11 protein-coding genes are annotated in these 16936 nt (G+C 58.5%); 3 read left to right on the plus strand and 8 right to left on the minus strand.

All coding sequences use genetic code 11. The annotated features are described in order from the left end of the window. Positions 1-272: 272 nt before the first annotated feature. Both E3T40_RS04075 and E3T40_RS04080 read left to right on the plus strand, forming a co-directional pair. Positions 273-842, plus strand: coding sequence for a dihydrofolate reductase family protein (locus E3T40_RS04075; RefSeq protein WP_134542733.1), 570 nt, complete (start codon positions 273-275; stop codon positions 840-842). Positions 843-1017: 175 nt separating this feature from the next. Continuing rightward, on the plus strand, positions 1018-1905 hold the full coding sequence (locus tag E3T40_RS04080) for a hypothetical protein (RefSeq protein WP_134542734.1): 888 nt from the start codon (positions 1018-1020) through the stop codon (positions 1903-1905). Between the two features lie 237 nt (positions 1906-2142). On the opposite strand, the gene E3T40_RS04085 is transcribed toward E3T40_RS04080, so the two are convergent. The 4 genes from E3T40_RS04085 to E3T40_RS04100 are packed head-to-tail and all read right to left on the minus strand — an operon-like array spanning position 2143 to position 9223. Next, entirely contained in the window at positions 2143-5244 is a 3102-nt protein-coding gene (locus E3T40_RS04085; protein WP_134542735.1) for a type I restriction endonuclease subunit R, read from the minus strand. Then, complete coding sequence (locus tag E3T40_RS04090; RefSeq protein WP_134542736.1) at positions 5237-6391, minus strand: AAA family ATPase; 1155 nt, start codon at positions 6389-6391, stop codon at positions 5237-5239. The genes E3T40_RS04085 and E3T40_RS04090 overlap by 8 nt, the downstream gene beginning before the upstream one ends. 1 nt (position 6392) lies before the next feature. Then, on the minus strand, positions 6393-7658 hold the full coding sequence (locus E3T40_RS04095) for a restriction endonuclease subunit S (protein WP_134542737.1): 1266 nt from the start codon (positions 7656-7658) through the stop codon (positions 6393-6395). Beyond that, positions 7655-9223: a type I restriction-modification system subunit M gene (locus tag E3T40_RS04100; RefSeq protein ID WP_134542738.1), complete on the minus strand. Its 1569-nt coding sequence runs from the start codon at positions 9221-9223 to the stop codon at positions 7655-7657. Before E3T40_RS04100 ends, E3T40_RS04095 begins: the two co-directional genes overlap by 4 nt. Positions 9224-9783: 560 nt before the next feature. Between E3T40_RS04100 and E3T40_RS17270 the strand changes: the two genes are divergently transcribed. After that, positions 9784-9906: a hypothetical protein gene (locus tag E3T40_RS17270; RefSeq protein WP_255453795.1), complete on the plus strand. Its 123-nt coding sequence runs from the start codon at positions 9784-9786 to the stop codon at positions 9904-9906. 17 nt (positions 9907-9923) lie between these two features. On the opposite strand, the gene E3T40_RS04105 is transcribed toward E3T40_RS17270, so the two are convergent. The 4 genes from E3T40_RS04105 to E3T40_RS04120 all read right to left on the minus strand — a co-directional run bounded on the left by E3T40_RS04105 (position 9924) and on the right by E3T40_RS04120 (position 16935). Then, positions 9924-10205 carry a hypothetical protein gene (locus E3T40_RS04105; protein WP_134542739.1) on the minus strand — a complete coding sequence of 94 codons (282 nt, stop codon included), beginning with the start codon at positions 10203-10205 and terminating at the stop codon, positions 9924-9926. A gap of 657 nt (positions 10206-10862) precedes the next feature. Then, the gene (locus tag E3T40_RS17525; protein ID WP_166786573.1) at positions 10863-11492 is read right to left on the minus strand and encodes a helix-turn-helix domain-containing protein; all 630 of its coding nucleotides are present in this window, start codon (positions 11490-11492) and stop codon (positions 10863-10865) included. Positions 11493-11774: 282 nt separating this feature from the next. Then, positions 11775-15251, minus strand: a complete 3477-nt coding sequence (gene mobF, locus E3T40_RS04115) for a MobF family relaxase (RefSeq protein WP_134542760.1) — start codon at positions 15249-15251, stop codon at positions 11775-11777. A gap of 787 nt (positions 15252-16038) precedes the next feature. Then, positions 16039-16935 (minus strand): DUF5677 domain-containing protein, encoded by an 897-nt coding sequence (locus tag E3T40_RS04120; protein ID WP_134542740.1) that lies wholly within the window; start codon positions 16933-16935, stop codon positions 16039-16041. Position 16936: the final 1 nt, after the last annotated feature.

A 16936-nucleotide genomic window follows, 5' to 3' on the forward strand; every position in this document is an offset into this window, starting at 1 on the left:
GTCAAATTGAGATGAATTAGATGAGTAAATGATGACCTCGGGAACCCGTTATGAGCGCCATCAGGAGCCCTCTCAACCTCTCCCCCATGTGCCGCCGCATGTGATCGAGCATCGCTGGTGGTGGCGATCGGTCGTACGCTCGGTCCGCGGTCTGGTTCGCATCACGGACAGTGCTGTACATTGGGCGCTATTTTGGGCGTCGATAAGGAACAGCCCCGGCATTCGATTGAGATCGGTCCGACGAACGGGGCGCATCAAAGGAGAGCAACGAGATGAGACCACTCCGATACTCGATCAACGTCACGCTCGACGGCTGCTGCCATCACGACGCAGGACTCCCCCCAGACGAGGAGTCGATGCGCTACTGGACAGCTCAGCTGGAGCGAGCCGATGCCCTGCTCTTCGGCCGAGTGACCTACGAGATGATGGAGTCAGCGTGGCGGAAGCCGCCCACGGGCACGTGGCCCGACTGGATGAAGGACTGGCAGAAACCGTTCGCCGAGACCATCGACCGGGCGAAGAAGTACGTCGTGTCGAGCACACTGAGCGAGGTCGATTGGAATGCCGAGCTAGTGCGAGGCGACCTGGGAGCAGCGGTTCAGCGGTTCAAGCAGGAACCAGGCGAGGGCCTGTGGGTGGGTGGCGTGACGCTCCCCCGGGCGTTGGCCGATCTGGGGCTGATCGACGAGTATGAGTTTTTGGTGCAGCCGGTCCTTGACGGGCACGGGCCGACTTTGCTTGCCGGTCTGCGTGAGCGCATTCAGCTCGAGCTTGTGGACCGCAATGAGTTCCAGTCGGGTGCAGTCGCCGTGCGATATCGGCCCACGCGAGTCACGGCTTGATCTGAGAGGCCGCGCCTGTTGTGCTCGCCAATGGCACAGCGATCCGATTCGGCAACGCCCTCATCATCAGTTGCCAAGCTGGTCGCATCTTGCGACTTTGAGCCAGGGTCTCCTCTTCCTCGTTTTCATCGGGCGCCACCGAGGCCAAGGCCCGGAAAGTCGGTACAGTCATGCCATGACGATCGAACGCGCGCCAGGACCCGAAATGTCGCTTGTGCTCAAGAACGCGCGAGCCGGCGCACGCGAACGTGGCCTCCCGGTCCTAAACGCCAGTTTCGGTACCGAACCATCCGTTATTTTCGTCAATGCTCAGGTCGGACTCGACGAAGCACTGGATGTCGCGAAAGCGATGAATGCGCCGTTCCTTTCTATCGACGCAACAGAGTTCAGTTTCGAGGACTCCGTCTCCGAGATGAGCGAAGAAAACGAGACTGCGGCACTTGAGCCCGAGGTCAAGGACTTCAAGAAATATGACGGCGAGCTCGACGGCGTCTACGTTCGTTGGGTCGCTGCCGGCGAAAGCTTCCTTTACATGGCTACTCCCGAGTGGAGCGATCGAATAGATGAGCTACAGGGCCGGCAAGAGGAACGAGATAGAGAGAATCGATCCCGGGACGTTGCCGCGAGGTGGGCAAGACGGAGGGAACTTGCTGAAGAGATAGAGGCGCTCCCGGCAGTTCGCGGTATAGGCACTCGCGGCCGCAAGGCCCTCGCAACACGTCTCGCCGGCGGCCTGCTCAAGGGAGAGGATGACCCCGAGCTCGTGCTGGGCGCGGTTCGCGACGCCGTCGAGTTAGCGAGCGTGAACGCGATCGGTGCGTACGCTGAAATCGAGTCGGATTTACGCGTCGTCGCACGACATCTCATCGAGACAGATGCCTGGCAGAACGCCTGGCGCACCCCAGATCGGATCGCTGCAGCAAAGGCATTTCTGCTCATCACCACTAACGGGTACGCCCCAACCGCTGCCCTCTCCGAACAACTCCGCGGAGTGGCCGAAGACGAAGCGCGGCTCAAGCCGAAAAAGCCCCAACGGCATATCCCGCTTGGGACCAACCCTTAACCTTCTTAGCGAGATCGCCTGAATCTTACGACTGTCCGGATCCTAGTGCCTCTCATCACCTCTGACGGAGATTTCGTAGACAGCCGGAGAACTCTCCCCACGCACACGGCAATTGTCGCGTTGGCCGGAAACTACAATCGGATGCGCACGGGCAAAGTACTCGCGACGACACAGCTGGTGAACATTGTCGAGATGCGTATTTCAGCTCAGTCCCTCGATAAGCAGAAGAGCCTCAGCTCAGACCTCGCCACCAACACCTTTGAATTTCTCAACGAATGCGGCTATCTTCTGGAAGACGCTGTGCTTTTTTGTTAGGTACTCCGGATTAAGCGGGCTCATTCTGGGAAGAAGCGCATTCAGTTCGGTGCCGTTCTCGCTGGCAAATTCACGCCTGAGCGAGTTGCTGATATAACGTCTGGCGGCTTCAACATTGAGTGCTTCATCGTTGATTAGTTCCTGGGCCTCGCGCTGCTGCTCCGCCTGCGCAAAGCTGAAAAATGCCTCGATTACGCTGGCCTTATCCGCCAGTGTGTCCAAATCAGTCTGATTGATGAAATCCACCACAAGGCTTTCCTTAGCCCGGTTGCCGAGGCTAGCGCGAATCATCCGGCGCGCTTCCTCGACCAAAGACACCTTGTCCTTGGTCTTCTTGTTCTTCTCGAAGATCAACTCCAGAATGTAATCAAGATTGATCTCCTGCGATCTAAGCAGATCCACTTCGAACATCACATCATCCCAGTCGATACTGGAACGCACTTTCTCCGCCGAGGCTTTCTCGCGGCGTAGCCAGTCGCGGATGTCGTTGTAGGTGGACCGGTAGTCCTGGATTATCCGATCGGTGGGAACCTGAATCTTCTGCAATACAGCTAGGTCGTCGTCGCTCAGGTAGTGCTTGGTCTTGAAATCCTCCACAGCCTGGGGATCGCCCGTGTCGATGCTCTGCAAGGCCTTTAGGCTGGCGAATTCATCGTAGTTCTGCAGCACGTTCTCCACGCGCAGGTACTCACCGAACAGCTTTGCAAATGCCTTCTTATCGGACTCTCTGACGATGTCCACGGGATCAGGGAATCTCTTCCCAAGTTCGCTCACCACGTCGACGAATCCGCGCCGGGCCTCTCCTGTGGCTACGTCAGTGAAGCCTTCCATGTACTCGGTATAGCTCTTCTCCAGCACCACATTGCGGGTGTTCTTGTCGCCGAATAGGGTAATGGCGTCGATGGTTGCGTCTTCCAAGTCGCGGAAGGTGACGACATTGCCGAAGGTCTTAGTGGAGTCGAAAATGCGGTTGGTACGCGAATAGGCCTGAACCAGGCCGTGGTAGCGCAGGTTCTTGTCCACAAACAAGGTGTTCAGCGTGGGCGCGTCGAAGCCCGTCAGGAACATTCCGACCACGATGAGCAAATCCACGTCCTGGTCTTTTACGCGCTTTGCCAGGTCACGGTAGTAATTCTGGAAGCCTTTGCTGTCCACGCTGAAGCTGGTTTTGAACAGTGAGTTATAGTCGGCAACGACTGCGTTCAGGAACTCTTTGGCGCTGGTGCCCAAGGCTGAGACTTCAAAACCTTCATCCGCTATCTCACCTACCGCATCCTGCTCCTCATTGGCAGCGTACGAGAAAATGGTCGCAACCTTCAAAGGCTTGTCGCGGCTTTTCTGTAAGGTCTTGAAAGCTTCGTAATAAAGCTTCGCTGCGTCCACGCTACTCACGGCGAACATAGCATTGAAGCCCTTGGCTCCCGCTTGTAGGCGGTGAGTCTTCTGCCGGAAGGTGTCGAGGATGTATTGGGTGATTTCACGGATGCGATCCGGGTGCAGCAAGGCCTCCCGGTTTTCCGCGGCGCTGAGCTTCTTCTCGTCCTGCTCGCTTTCGATGCTTTTGAACTGCGGACGAACGTCGCTGTAGTCCACCTTGAACTTGAGAACCTTCCCGTCACGAATAGCATCAGTGATGACGTACGAGTGCAGCTCTCGGCCGAACACGCTCGCTGTGGTATCCGCCCCCAGAGCGTTCTGCGGGAAGATCGGGGTACCGGTAAAACCGAACTGGTAGAACTTTTTGAACCTCTTAGTCAGGTTCCTCTGTGCCTCGCCGAACTGACTGCGATGGCACTCGTCGAAGATGAAGACCACTTGCCTGCCGTAAATTGGCAGATCGTTTTCGCTCCTCATTAGGTTGTTGAGCTTCTGGATGGTGGTGACGATGATCTTGTTGTCGTCCTTGTCCAGATTGCGTTTCAGGGCCGCCGTGCTATCCGAACCGTTCACACTATCGGGCGAGAAACGCTGGTATTCCTTCATGGTCTGGTAATCCAGATCTTTGCGGTCCACTACGAAGAATACTTTGTCGATAAAATCAAGCTCCGTCGCAAGGCGCGCGGCCTTAAAGCTGGTCAGGGTTTTCCCCGAACCAGTCGTATGCCAGATGTAGCCGCCGCTCTCGGTGCTGTTCCAGTGTTTGGCCTGATACGCACTCTTGATCTTCCACAAGATGCGCTCAGTCGCGGCAATCTGATACGGCCGCATCACCAGCAGCGTATTGCCGACATCGAAGACGGAATAGCTCAGCAGTACATTGAGTAAAGTGTGTTTCTGGAAGAAGGTGGCGGTAAAGTCCTTCAGGTCCTTGATCGGGCTGTTATCTGCCTGCGCCCAGTTCATGGTGAAGTCAAAGCTGTTCTTACCGCGCTGCGTTGTGTTGGCGAAGTAGCGCGTGTCGGTACCGTTGGAGATTACGAATAGCTGCAAATACCTGAACAGGGACTGCTCGCCGTTGAAGCTCTCCTTGCTGTAGCGGTGTACCTGGTTAAAGGCCTCGCGGATGGCTACGCCACGCCTCTTCAGCTCTACCTGGACTAGAGGCAGACCGTTGACCAGAACGGTCACATCGTAGCGGTTGGCGTGGCTGCCGGTTTGCTGGAACTGCTTGATCACCTGGACCTTGTTGCGAGCAATGTTTTTCTTGTCGAGCAGATAGATGTTCTGGATTCGACCATCGTCGAACACAAAGTCATGAACGTAGTCGTCGTGAATCTTCCGAGTTTTTTCGACCACGCCATCACTCGACCTATCCAGCCAAGATTCCACGAAACGCGCCCATTCGCCATCTAAGAACTCCACATTGTTCAACGCTTGTAGCTGCTCACGGACGTTGGTTAGCAACGATGGCGGTGTACTCAGATCTGGTAGGTATTCATACCCCAAATCGACAAGGTCTTGGAGGAACTCGCGTTCCAGGTCAGACTCAGTTTGGTAGCTTGCCGTAGACGTCCATGCTTTGACGTATCTGTCAAGAACGATGAAGTTGCTAGCTTCGACGATCGGCTTGGTTTGCTCAACCATTCTGTTGCTCCTGCCAATAGCCGTACTTATTAATCAGATTGTCCAGAAGAAACTTAACTGTCTGCTTCTCTTGCGGCGTCGGCTCGGCAACCGCCTCACCGGACAAGCTACTGTGACTGGTGAAATTAATAATGCGTTTCAAATAGGTCTGCTTGTCATCGGGCAAAAGGTCCGACCAGTCTCGGTAGCCAAGGAAGCTTGCTGTTTTCTCGTAGAGGTTACGAAGGAGCGTGAAGTGATACCGCTCGACTTGGCCGGCAGAAATCGCCTGTTCAAGAGTCTTCCTAAGATGCAGATGATAGGAAAAGCTGGTGTTGGAATCACCATATTTAACATCCAGATCGAAAGTGCCGTCTTCGAGACGGCGTAGTAGATAACAGCCCTTGTTCTTGCCATTCTTGGCAAGACCTAACTCGTTATGAAGCACGTTGTAGAACAAAGGGCTGTGGGTGGTGATAATGAACTTCAGCCAATCTGGACTGGTATTGATCAAACCCGCAAGATTGACGGCTAGCTCGATCAAATGGTTTTCGTCCAGGGAACTTACCGGGTCGTCTATGAACACATATTCAAGCCGATCGAACTGCGGGGTTTCGCGGTCTTCGGCTTCAACAATGTTGAGCGTATATACGGCTTGGTCCAACAACGTGTAGAAAACACTCCAGATGAAGTTGCTCTCTTCACCTTTTGAAATCTTGAGGCTGCCGGAGTTTTCATCGTCCCCCCGCTCGAGTGAGAAAGTGATCTCAGAGAAGGTTTCGTTAAAATGTGGGGTCAGCTTGTCGCTGGCATAATGCTGGAAGTTCCTGACAATATTTCCATCTTGTCCGAGATCTCTGAGTAGTGCGAGCAACCAGTCAGTAAATGAGTTGGGCTGGATCAAGAGCTTCGGAGTAGCATCCATCTCGAGGTCATTGTCCCAATAAAAGAGGTCTTCGGTGAAGGCGCTGTAGTACAGAATCTTGGTGCGTGGCGGTGCCAGTTTGTCGGCGGATCCTTCTTCGCTATCCCCGCTCTTGGGGGCAACGAGGTGCTTGAACTCACGGGAAAGGCGGGTTTTCCCGGTGCCGTTAAAGGCGTAGATCAGCTGCACCTTTTTATCTGTGGCGCTCAGCTGGCTAGCGACCTCTGTGAGCGTCTTACCCATGTTATGTCGCGTCCTCATTCAATTCTTTGAATGCGAGTAACCTGTCGCGGTGGTACTCGTACTGCGTCCGCCGCGCAGCAAGCTCGGTAGGGAGACCAGTAACGAGGTCATCAACGAAAACTTCGAACGACCGAAGTTCGGCGGCGATGCTGCGCTGTTCCTCAAGCGAAGGCAGCGGAATCTCCCATGCAAAGAACTCCTGCGAATTCAAAGCAGCCATCGATCCATCCGTACGCACGCACTGGCCACGGATCTCTTCGCTGTCAGCCCTCAGCACTTGAAAGACGTATTCCGGATCGACACCCTCGCGCGGGATAAGTGCACGTATGTCCTGGTTGACCGTCGTGTCGACCTTGACCAGACCGATCGGTAGCCGGCGGCGCAAGATATTCGACCGCATAACCACGGCAACGGCCGGAGCGGGAACGATCTTGAGGGAGGTCTCTTTCAAGGCGGCTTCGGTCACCCGACCTCGAATTTCATCCGTCGACTCATCACTGATATCCATCGACGCAAGCCAAGGCATGTCCCCGTTGGCCCAGTATCGCGACTCGCTCTTGGAAGGGGTGATACCGCCCTGCCACTTACCAAGGCTTGCTAACGACGCGCTCGCGGCGCCAACGCTCTTCAGAATCACGCGGCGATAATAGGCATGTTGTTGGCGGCGGGCGTCGAGTTCTGCTTCCAGCGCAGCTCCCAGCTTCGCTTCCAGCAGACTGAACGAATCAAGAGTCTCAACGATGGCACGTTGCACCTCAAGCGGCGGAACCGGAATCGAGACTTTCATGAATCGCGGCTTTGAGATATTGATCCGTGTAACTCCGTTGGCGGTTCCACGAATCTGCTTCCTTACCGATTCGCTACGAAACAAATGCTTAGCGAATTCCGGGTCGAGCAAGTCATTTCGGTTTGGCCGGACGATGAAACAGAAGCTATTGAGATAGATAGGCTCCTGCGGTTCCGTGGTAACAACTGACGACATCCCGACCTCGTCAAATGACTCTGAAGAGCCGGTGAAGAGAATGTCTCCCAGCTGAAGAGAGTTCTGTTTCTCACCTTCTTTCACCTTGACCAAGTCCGGGGCTTGTAAGTCCAAAACTGGGTTAGCGAAAATATTCCTATACGAGGCAAAGCGCGCATTGCCATCTTGAAAATCTGCTTTACTCTTGCCACTAAGCCCGGGAACTGTGTTCGCCAATTCTGAGAGTTGTTTGTATTCAACTCCGTTCGGGCAGTATTCCGCGATCAGTTCGGCAATTCGGCTCACTCTGAGCCATCCAGGTCGGCAACGATCGCGTCAATCGAAGAACGCAGTTCGACCTGGCGCGCGACGACTTGTTCGATGCGTGCATTGAGCTCGGTGATGTTGATAACTTCGCGAGTGTCCTCGGCTACCACATAACTACTGACCGACAGGTTGTAATCCTTGTCGACTATGGCATCGAAATCCACCGACGTGGCGAAGTGCGCGAGGTCGGCTTTAGTGTCAAACACCTGCATGATCTGCTGTATGTGCCCCGGATTGTCTTCGTCATCATTGTCCGTGAGTACGTTGTAATTGACTGCCTTTTTGAACAGCCCGCTGGCGTCGATGAACTGGATCTTTGTATCGGCTTTGTGCTTCGATAGCACCAAAATATTCACTGCGATGGTAGTGCCGAAGAACAGGTTTGGCGCCAGTGCAATAACGGTCTCTACGTAATTGTTATCTACCAGGTATCGACGGATTTTCTGCTCCGCGCCACCCCGGTAGAAGATGCCAGGGAAGCAGACGATGGCTGCACGTCCCTTGCCGGAGAGATAGTGCAGCGCGTGCAACACAAAAGCGAAGTCGGCCTTAGATCTTGGTGCCAACACCCCTGCAGGCGCGAAACGGTCGTCGTTGATTAGTGTGGGGTCATCCGAGCCGATCCACTTCACTGAATACGGCGGGTTGGAGACAATGGCATCGAAGGGCTTCTCGTCGCCAAAATGTGGTGTGCGCAGCGTGTCGCCGAGTTGAATGTTGAATTTGTCATAGTTGATGTTGTGCAGGAACATGTTCATCCGCGCCAGGTTGTACGTGGTGTGGTTGATTTCCTGACCAAAGAATCCCTCTTCGATGATGTGGGAATCGAAGTGCTTCTTGGCTTGCAGTAGCAGAGAACCGGATCCACAAGCCGGGTCGTAGATCTTATTGACCTGGGTTTGCCCGTGCATGGCCAGTTGGGCGATGAGTTTGGAGACGTGCTGCGGGGTGAAGAACTCGCCACCCGATTTTCCGGCGTTGGCGGCGTAGTTGGAGATGAGGAATTCGTAGGCGTCGCCGAAAAGGTCGATGTGGTTGCCCTCGAAGTCGCCGAAGTTCAGTTCGGCCACGCCTTTGAGTACCGCGGCCAGGCGGGCGTTCTTCTCTTTGACGGTGTTGCCGAGGCGGTTGCTGGTGGTGTCGAAGTCAGCGAACAGGCCCTTGATGTCCAGCTCGGACGGGTAGCCGCTGGCCGAGCCTTCGACGGCAGTGAAAATGTTGGCCAAGTCAGTGTTCAGGGCTTTGTTGGCTGGGGCAGCGGCGGCCACATTGGTGAACAACTGGCTAGGGTAAATGAAATAACCCTTGGTCTTGATGGCATCGTCCCTGACATCATCGGTGACGATGTCATCGGACAGTCGGGAATAGTGGATGCTGTCATCGCCACCCTCGATGTAACCGGAGAAGTTCTCGCTAATGAAGCGGTAGAACAGGGTGCCGAGCACATATTGCTTGAAATCCCAGCCATCGACTGCCCCGCGCACCTCATTGGCAATCTGCCAGATCTGGCGTTGCAGGGCGGCGCGTTGTTGAGTTACATGCATAAAACCAAGTCTACTTCGCGCACCCACCCTCACCCCCGGCCCACGCGTCGAAGGCTCGATCGCTGTCCGCCGCGATGAGGACGTCCCCGACCTCACGACCATCGAAGATCTTCGCCTATCAGTCGGGCCGAGGATTCTACCCAGCAGAGCGTGCACTGCGATCTGACAGAGTGGGGCACAGACATCACCGAATGAGGTCCTCGCGCCCCGACATCATCCGGATGAATTGAACGCTGTCAGAAGCGCCTGCGAAATTGACTGGGTCAGCGATGTGAGCGGGTTGTGCGCCCCTTTTTCGAATCGATAACGCGCGCAATTCTCTTACGGCACAATGACCGTGCCGGTACCAGTTTCAGCAGTCCAGGAGCTGAAGTTGCCGCTCATCGTCAACCCGTCTGAGCTCTCCACGAAACCGTATCTGAACGCTCCCGTCATTACGAGTTTGGATGTATCGTCTCCGTCGAATAAGTCGGGAGTCAGGACTCTGCCCGGTCGTGTGTAATCACGAGCGACATCTATGATAAAAAAAGCGATAGTCGGACCTACCAACTGGGGGAAACATGGCACGCACCAAGGGCGCTACCAATCGCACGCCGCGAGAGATCCGCAAGGACGCGGAGGCTCAACTCAAGATCGCCAAGCTGAAGGAAAAGCTCGCCCGGGCGAACGCGAAGAAGAAGTAGGTTTCGCTAGGGATGGCTCAGCTGTCGAACCAAAACGTTTGATTGTCTGCATGGTACTGATGCGCACCCACTAGATCAGTGTTGATGTCCTGGACCTCCTGCTGAACCCTTTCCATCTCTTCCTCTGCTTTGGCTTGTCGCTCACCGTCACCGGCAGCGAAGGCATCGTCGATGTCTCGCTCTAGCTCTTCAGAGCGCGCTTCAACGACCGTGAGCGCGTTGTCGAGTCTGCTCAGTTCATCGTTGGAGCGCTGCAAACTGGCTTCAGCTTGCTCGGGGGTATCTTCATACTTGGTCATATCGCCAGAGTAGCGCTTGCCAAAACCCGCGTGTTCGTTCGTATCCAGGGTCAGATGAGCACGATCCTACGCACAACGGCATAGAGCCGGCCTTACCCCCTTCTCAGTAGAGCTGTGTCGCAAGGCACCGCCCATGCACATGGGGCAGGTCCGCATGCCAAAGTTCTTTGGCTGGCACCCGCAGCGGTGAACTGAATTTCAGGCGGAGCGGAACCGCCACGATAAACGCACGCTCACCCAGCCACGGTTAGGGCATGACCGAGGTTGCTCAACTGAGAAGCGGGATCCCGCAGGAGGGGCAAACCCAGTACGGATAGTCGGGTGTCCCCGAGGCTTCATAGGAGCACAGGCACGTACGACAGCGCGGTGCGACAATCGACTCAAATCCGTCCTCCATGGCCAGGATCCTACGCCCCGTTCTGGGTTCGAGTAGATCAAGACAGCCGTCAACAATCAGTGAGGAGCCGTCTCCGCACAGCCGCCGCTCTCGGTAAGGCTGGGTTACTTCGAGGATTGCTGCTTCGACCGCTGGAGTCCATAAGTCCATAAGAGATTCGATTCCGGCCAGGTCATGGCTGGGATCCCGTACCTCCGCGCGCGTGAGCTCAACGACCTCATCAAGAAGACCTCCCTGGGAGCGCTGCTCCGCGTCGGAAGTCAGGTCGTCGGGCGCCTAGAATTCCTCACCGGGCTTGAGGAAATTATCAATGACTCCACCCTCAAGACGCTCGTCACAGAGCGACGCCAATTGCACCGTATCCTCTCCGAGGAGACCTGGGTGTTTCGCGAGGAGTACGCGCTAACTGCCGACGACAACACCCTTCGTACTGCGCTAAACGCCCATACCAACCTTCTGGGACGACACGACTTGGCACCGGACGACCTCGACTTGCCCGTGACGGATGGAGACGGACGCGTTGTCGTCGTGGACAGGATGCTCAGCCGAGTAATTGAACAGTCCCGAAACCACCGCGAACACATTGTGATTGAGCTCAAGCGGGTTGACGCGGAGCGCCCCAGGTCCCAGGCGATCGCACGAACGCCGGCGCCGCCCAGCCGCAGATCCGCGATGCGCAGACGCTCCTCTTGACCCAGATAGCGCCCCGAAGACGCCGCGGCCGGAACGGGTATTTGCCCGCCAGAAGCCTTGATCCACCGATATCCCTGTCTGCGATTGCGCCGCCCAGCCGAAGATCCGCGATGCGCAGACGCTCCTCTTGACCCAGATAGCGCCCCGAAGACGCCGCGGCCGGAACGGGTATTTGCCCGCCGGAAGCCTTGATCCACCGATATCCCTGTCTGCGATTCACTCCCACAGACTCACACGCGGCCGCCGCCGACATCCCCGCGCGAACCCGAACCCAGAACAGGTCCTCGCGCTCCTTCAACACCACTCTCGACGCCATCACCAACACCTCACTCGTACGGTGTTGCTACGACCCCTTGAAGCCGCCGAAGCAACTGGGGACAACGGCCGCCAGGCGACGCCCGGTCGTTGTCTCGCAAGGCCATCCGTGCCCAAGCAAGCCGGTTGGCAGCCCCGATGGCAGTGCGAGCAGACGCTGGCTATTACATGCGGACGCGCACGGGCGAAGGACCCGCCGTGCGTCCCGGGCCGAGAATTGCAAACGCGTCTTGTTCTTCCGCGAGACGCTTCGCGGCCTCCAGCGCGACACGAGCGCGAGCGGCATCGCGTCGCTGGGTCTCTGTTTGCGGGGCGGTGCCAAGTGCTTTTGTGCCAGCTATTGCGTAGCGGTCTCGGTATGCCGCCACTGTGCGCGCCTGCTCTCTCCAACTGGTTGTCTCCTGTCGCCGTGGGACGGGCCCGAGTGCCCGAGTCCACCTGGCGCCGGCGAGCAATGCTTCGTCGAGTACGGCGTTCGCCCGCGATTCGATCAGGTCGCAGCGCTCATCGAGAGCTTGGCGCATTTCCAAGGTCATCGGTCCGATTGCCTTAGGGATAAGTCCTGCGATAAGTCGCGGCGTCCTGCGCGCGCGTGCGTCACGTCCGACCGCCGTCGTTAGTCGAGAACACAGAACCGCCGCAACATCCTGAGCGTCATCCATTCCGCGTCCTGCAACCGCGCGAGCAAGCAGGCTCTGGACCTCGAGATGATGGGCTTCGGCTCGCCGAAGTTCCACTGCCAGCACACGAAATGCGGGCGAATTGATGACCTGCTCGGCCTGGCGGGGAGAGAATCCGCTGCTGCGCACCAATGCCGCCCATCTGTCGTGCTGCGCGGCTGCCGCGATGGTCTCATACTCTGCAGCGAGGAGGGCAACGGAACCCCACGTATTGTGCTGCGCCACGATCGTTTCGTGCGCGGACTGTTCGGCGCCCACGTGCTGCAGAGCGCTCAAAAGGACACCGCGAGCCGTCGCATTCTTGTCTCCGCCCGGTCGCGGCCCGACATGGGAGACATCGGGGCGGTCGACGGCGACGAAAGCGCTGTTCGTGTCGCGGCCTCGCGTCATTGCCACGTAGAGGTTTTCGCGTGTCATCCCAGCGGTCACGACGACGTGAGCGGTGTCGGTCGTGATGCCTTGCGCGCGGTGTGATGTGACGGCGTAGCCGAGTTCGAGGTGGTGCCTGATGTAGTCCGCGGGAAGCCGCACCGTGCTCCCCCGCCGGTGGCCGTGCTGGCGGACGTCGACCGAGCCGTTCCGCCGCACCTCGGTCACGGTCCACCGGTCTCCGTTGCGCACCCAGGTTCGAGAGCTGCGCAACCGCCGGTCATTCCGGCGGGTGATCACTGTGTCGCCGACAGCGGCACGGTTCCCGTCATGAAGTGCGACCTCGCGGACCGCGTCAACGCGACCCTCGAGGATGAGTTCTGTTCGGGCACGCGCATTCAGCAATGCGACCGCCTCGTTCGAGTCGCTGATCAGCACCGTGGCCCCGCCCGCCCGGCTATCAGCGCGCCAGGCCGTGTAGGCGGCATCCATCATCAACTCGGTGTCACCGCCGCTCACTCTGGCGTGCGCGATGTAATGGTCGATCGAGTCGGGGTCGCCCTGGCGCAGTCCGAGGGAGGCTGTCTTCTCCCACTCGTGGGTGAATCGGTGCACGTCGACGAGCTCGGGGGCATCCGCCCGGTTGTGGACCAGCATGGAGAATGCGCCGCCGGCGTCAACCGAGTGGAGCTGCGCGTAGTCGCCAACTAGCAGAACCTTGGCACCGGTGCTCGCGGCAAGTGCGGTGATCCGATCCAAGGACAGTGTGCCCGCCAAGGAGGCCTCGTCGACGATGACAAGCTGGCCGGCGTGGAAGGTCACTCCGTGGTCGAGATGGTTCTGCCACCACTTCGCCAGGTTCTCGGTTGGGATGCCGAGATCTTCTGCCAGTACTTGAGCGGCGGCGGCCGAAGGAGCGAGCCCCACCACCGAGCCCGCATGGTGCTCGGCGTCCCACGCGTGCCGAAGCGCGTTCATCGCCGTCGTCTTGCCTGCACCGGCCGGACCCACCAGGACATCGACGGCTCGCGCAGAGTCGGCGATGGATGTTAGCGCGGCGACCTGGTCGTCAGAAAGCAGGACGCCACCTGATAGCCGCCTTTGTGAGATTGCGCGAAGCGTGGCCGGGGCTATTCGGGGGCCGGTCGTGTCCGCGGCGCGCTCCAGCAGGCGTGACTCCGCGTCAAGCAGTTGCGTCGAGGTGAAGAGGGTGCCGTGCTTCGGTCGGAAGACGGACGTGCCGTCCGCGCGCAGGAACGAGAACGGAGTCGGCGCGAGCTCGGGTGGAGTGATCCGCAATGAGACTTGCTCCGCGGCATCGACGACGAGGCCCATGACGGCTTCGCGATCAAACGTCGATACGAACCGGTGCTGCGCCAGCTGGCGTGCCGCCTCGGCGGCGAGATTCCAATGCCGCCACGTCGCACGCTTCTCGCTCACCGATGTCATCACTCTCCACCCGATCTCATCGATCGCCTCCCGCGGCACGTCCTCGGCACGCAACATAGGTGCCGGCGAGGTTGTGGCTGCCGTGGACGCCCATTTCGTCGCGTCCTGGCCGAGCACTCGCTCCGCTCGGTCGCGCCACGCCGCGGTGAGTTCGGCGAGCGAGCGCACCTCTTTCGAGGGCCTCGTGGATAGTGTCGCCTGGGCGCGGAGCTTCATGATGGTCACCGGGCCGGGCCGGCGGCCGTGCCGACCCAGGTAGGCGTCGATCAGCGCGTCGGTCGCGATTTCGATATGCCGAGACCGCGACGAGAACTCCGCGACGAGCGCCTCCGGAACTGAACTGATCGACAAGGCGGGGTGACGGTCCCTCCCCCGCTCCCGCATCTCCCACCGCACGCCCAGTGATCGCGTCAAGGCGTCCGCGAACAAGGACTCATGCAGTTCGGAGAGCGCGACTACGGCTGCGTGCATCGGTCGACCGTCGAGCGAGCGCCACTTGCCGTCGAGCACGGTTTGCACTTTGTTGCTGATCACCACGTGCGTGTGCAGGTGCGGGTCGCCGGCTCGACTGTCGAAGTGGTCGAACGCGGTGGCGATCAGGCCCGTCACATCAACTTGCGCCACGGCTCCGTCATACGCGGTGGTTCCTGTTCGCGTCGCCGCGACCTCGCGCTCCATGTATGCCACGACCTCGGAAACCGCGGCATGATGCGCCTGCACGATCGGCGACTGCGTGGCTGCGTCTGCCACGCCCCAGAGGATGCTCGCCGACTTCGGAATCGAGAACGTGAAGTCGTACCCTGCAACCGCACGCCGCCGCATGGCAGTCTCCTGAGAGCTGCCGCGCGGCACAGGACCAGCTGGCCTCTGGTATTCGGGATAGGCGCGACCGAGCGGCGCCCCATCGACCGGGTCACGCCCCATACCGATCAGCAGCTGCAGCTGCTCCTCAGTGACCTCAGCGCCCTTGAGGATGCGACCTGAACCAAGGTCCGGCAGACCGCTTCCCATCCATCGACCCGGTGGCGTGCCCTTCGCACTGTAGTAACGGGTCAACGGCGTGGAGAGTGCCCGCTTCCCGTCGCCAGCCGCGACAGTGCGTAGCAGGTACTTGTAGCCGTCGCCGGCGCTCATCACCCGCATCGACACCGTCACCGCGGCCTCCTCCGTTGTCACCTAGGAGGTGTGCCGCCTCGATCTGCAAGAGGCGTGGCAATTCAGATCTGGTACAGCTGGCGGGCGATTGAGGCGCCATTTTCTTGAGAGTTGGTGTCAGTTCTGGCTGCCGGCTTGTGGGGATCGCGGCCGGTCAACGGCTAAGCGTGGCTGCGCCAGTCCAGTCAAGAGTGCCCTGGCTGGTCAGAACCGGCCTGGAATACGATCTCATCCTGGTCACTTCCATCCGACCGGGGCCATTCACTCTATATTCGCTTAGAACTTCGATTTCTGGATTCGCCCCCAGGACGTCGGCGATCTCTTCTCGCGGGAGCGACGGTCTGGTTGACCTCAACCTGTCGCAGAGGCGGCTCATCCCAGCTGCGAATGTAGTCCTGAGCGGAGTGCCCGCGCATACTCCGGCCGCCCATGAGACACCCCGGAGCGCACCGCCATACGGGTATATCGTCTTTTGCCACCAGAATCCCGGCTCCGCGCGGTCCACTGGAAAGGGCAGTGCCCGTTTGATCCGGGCGCGCGTCGACGGGCGCGAGCAGGTCCCCGGCGCTAACCAGCCTCGTTTTTTTGAGCGGTCAGGGTCGCGAAGCGACGTGGTGGCCGCTCCGATAACTTGTACAAAGGGCCATCCCTTTCGCTCGAATCCATCGCGACGGCTGTCATGCAGAGCCTTTTCGACTCAGATACTCCAAAACGATCTCGAGCCAGCCCGTGGCGTTGTCCAGGGGATCGCTCGTTTCATCTGCTCGTTCTCGTTCTAGCTGCGGGCTACCTGACGGTCCGCTAAGTAGCGTTCGTGAAGGTCATCCACCCGACGGAGAACATCCAGTAGAGAACGTCCGCGGTCTTCAAGCACCTGGGGCAACGCCACCCCCAGGAACTTGAAGCTGTAGTCGCTTAAGGTCATCAGCGACAGCAGGGCCATGGAAAGCAGCGGCTGCGGACGAAACCGCTGCGGTCGAAGTTCGATTTCGAACCCGCCTGAAGTCCCGTCAAGATAGTTCTTGTAAATTTCGGTGAAGCTCCCGTGTACCGCCCCGGATCCTGTCCTATAGGCGGAGTAGGCGGTTGGCCCGAGCAACTCGATCCTCGCCTGAGCATTCGGCCAGCCATTGTTTCGGCGCGACGGAATATCCTTCTCACGCACGCCGGCCGCGGAGAGGGTATCTGCGATTGAACGGTTGATGCGCTCTTCTATGGGGAGCATCACGCCGCCGCGCTGCGCGACTTGTTCACGCACGTCCTTAAGAAATTCTCGCTCAGCAATCAGGCTGTCCATCACGTAGGACGTATATCGAGCCCCGTCGCCAGGATCCCGAAGCAGATACATTACGGTCGAAACCGAGTCCATGAACTCGCGGCTCACCGCGATCTGCTGGTCACCGCCATGCCCGTCGGACAACTGCCGGATCAGACTCTTCATGAGCTTCGTCATGCGCGCGTAGTGCCCGACGATGATCGCCTGATCGCGACTCAATCCATTCCTGAGACGCTCAGTGCGAATGCCGGCGACCACCGCAAGAAGAATCGACGCTTCCTTCAAGAGCTCGAATCCCTCTCGAACAAACGGCTCCTCGGTCACGACCTCTTGGAGTTCCTCAAAGTCGACTTGGTGGAGCGGTAATAGTAGACGCGGATCAAAGTCGTCGTGCAAG

This window comes from Cryobacterium sp. TMT1-19, from assembly GCF_004403055.1.
GTDB lineage: Bacteria > Actinomycetota > Actinomycetes > Actinomycetales > Microbacteriaceae > Cryobacterium > Cryobacterium sandaracinum.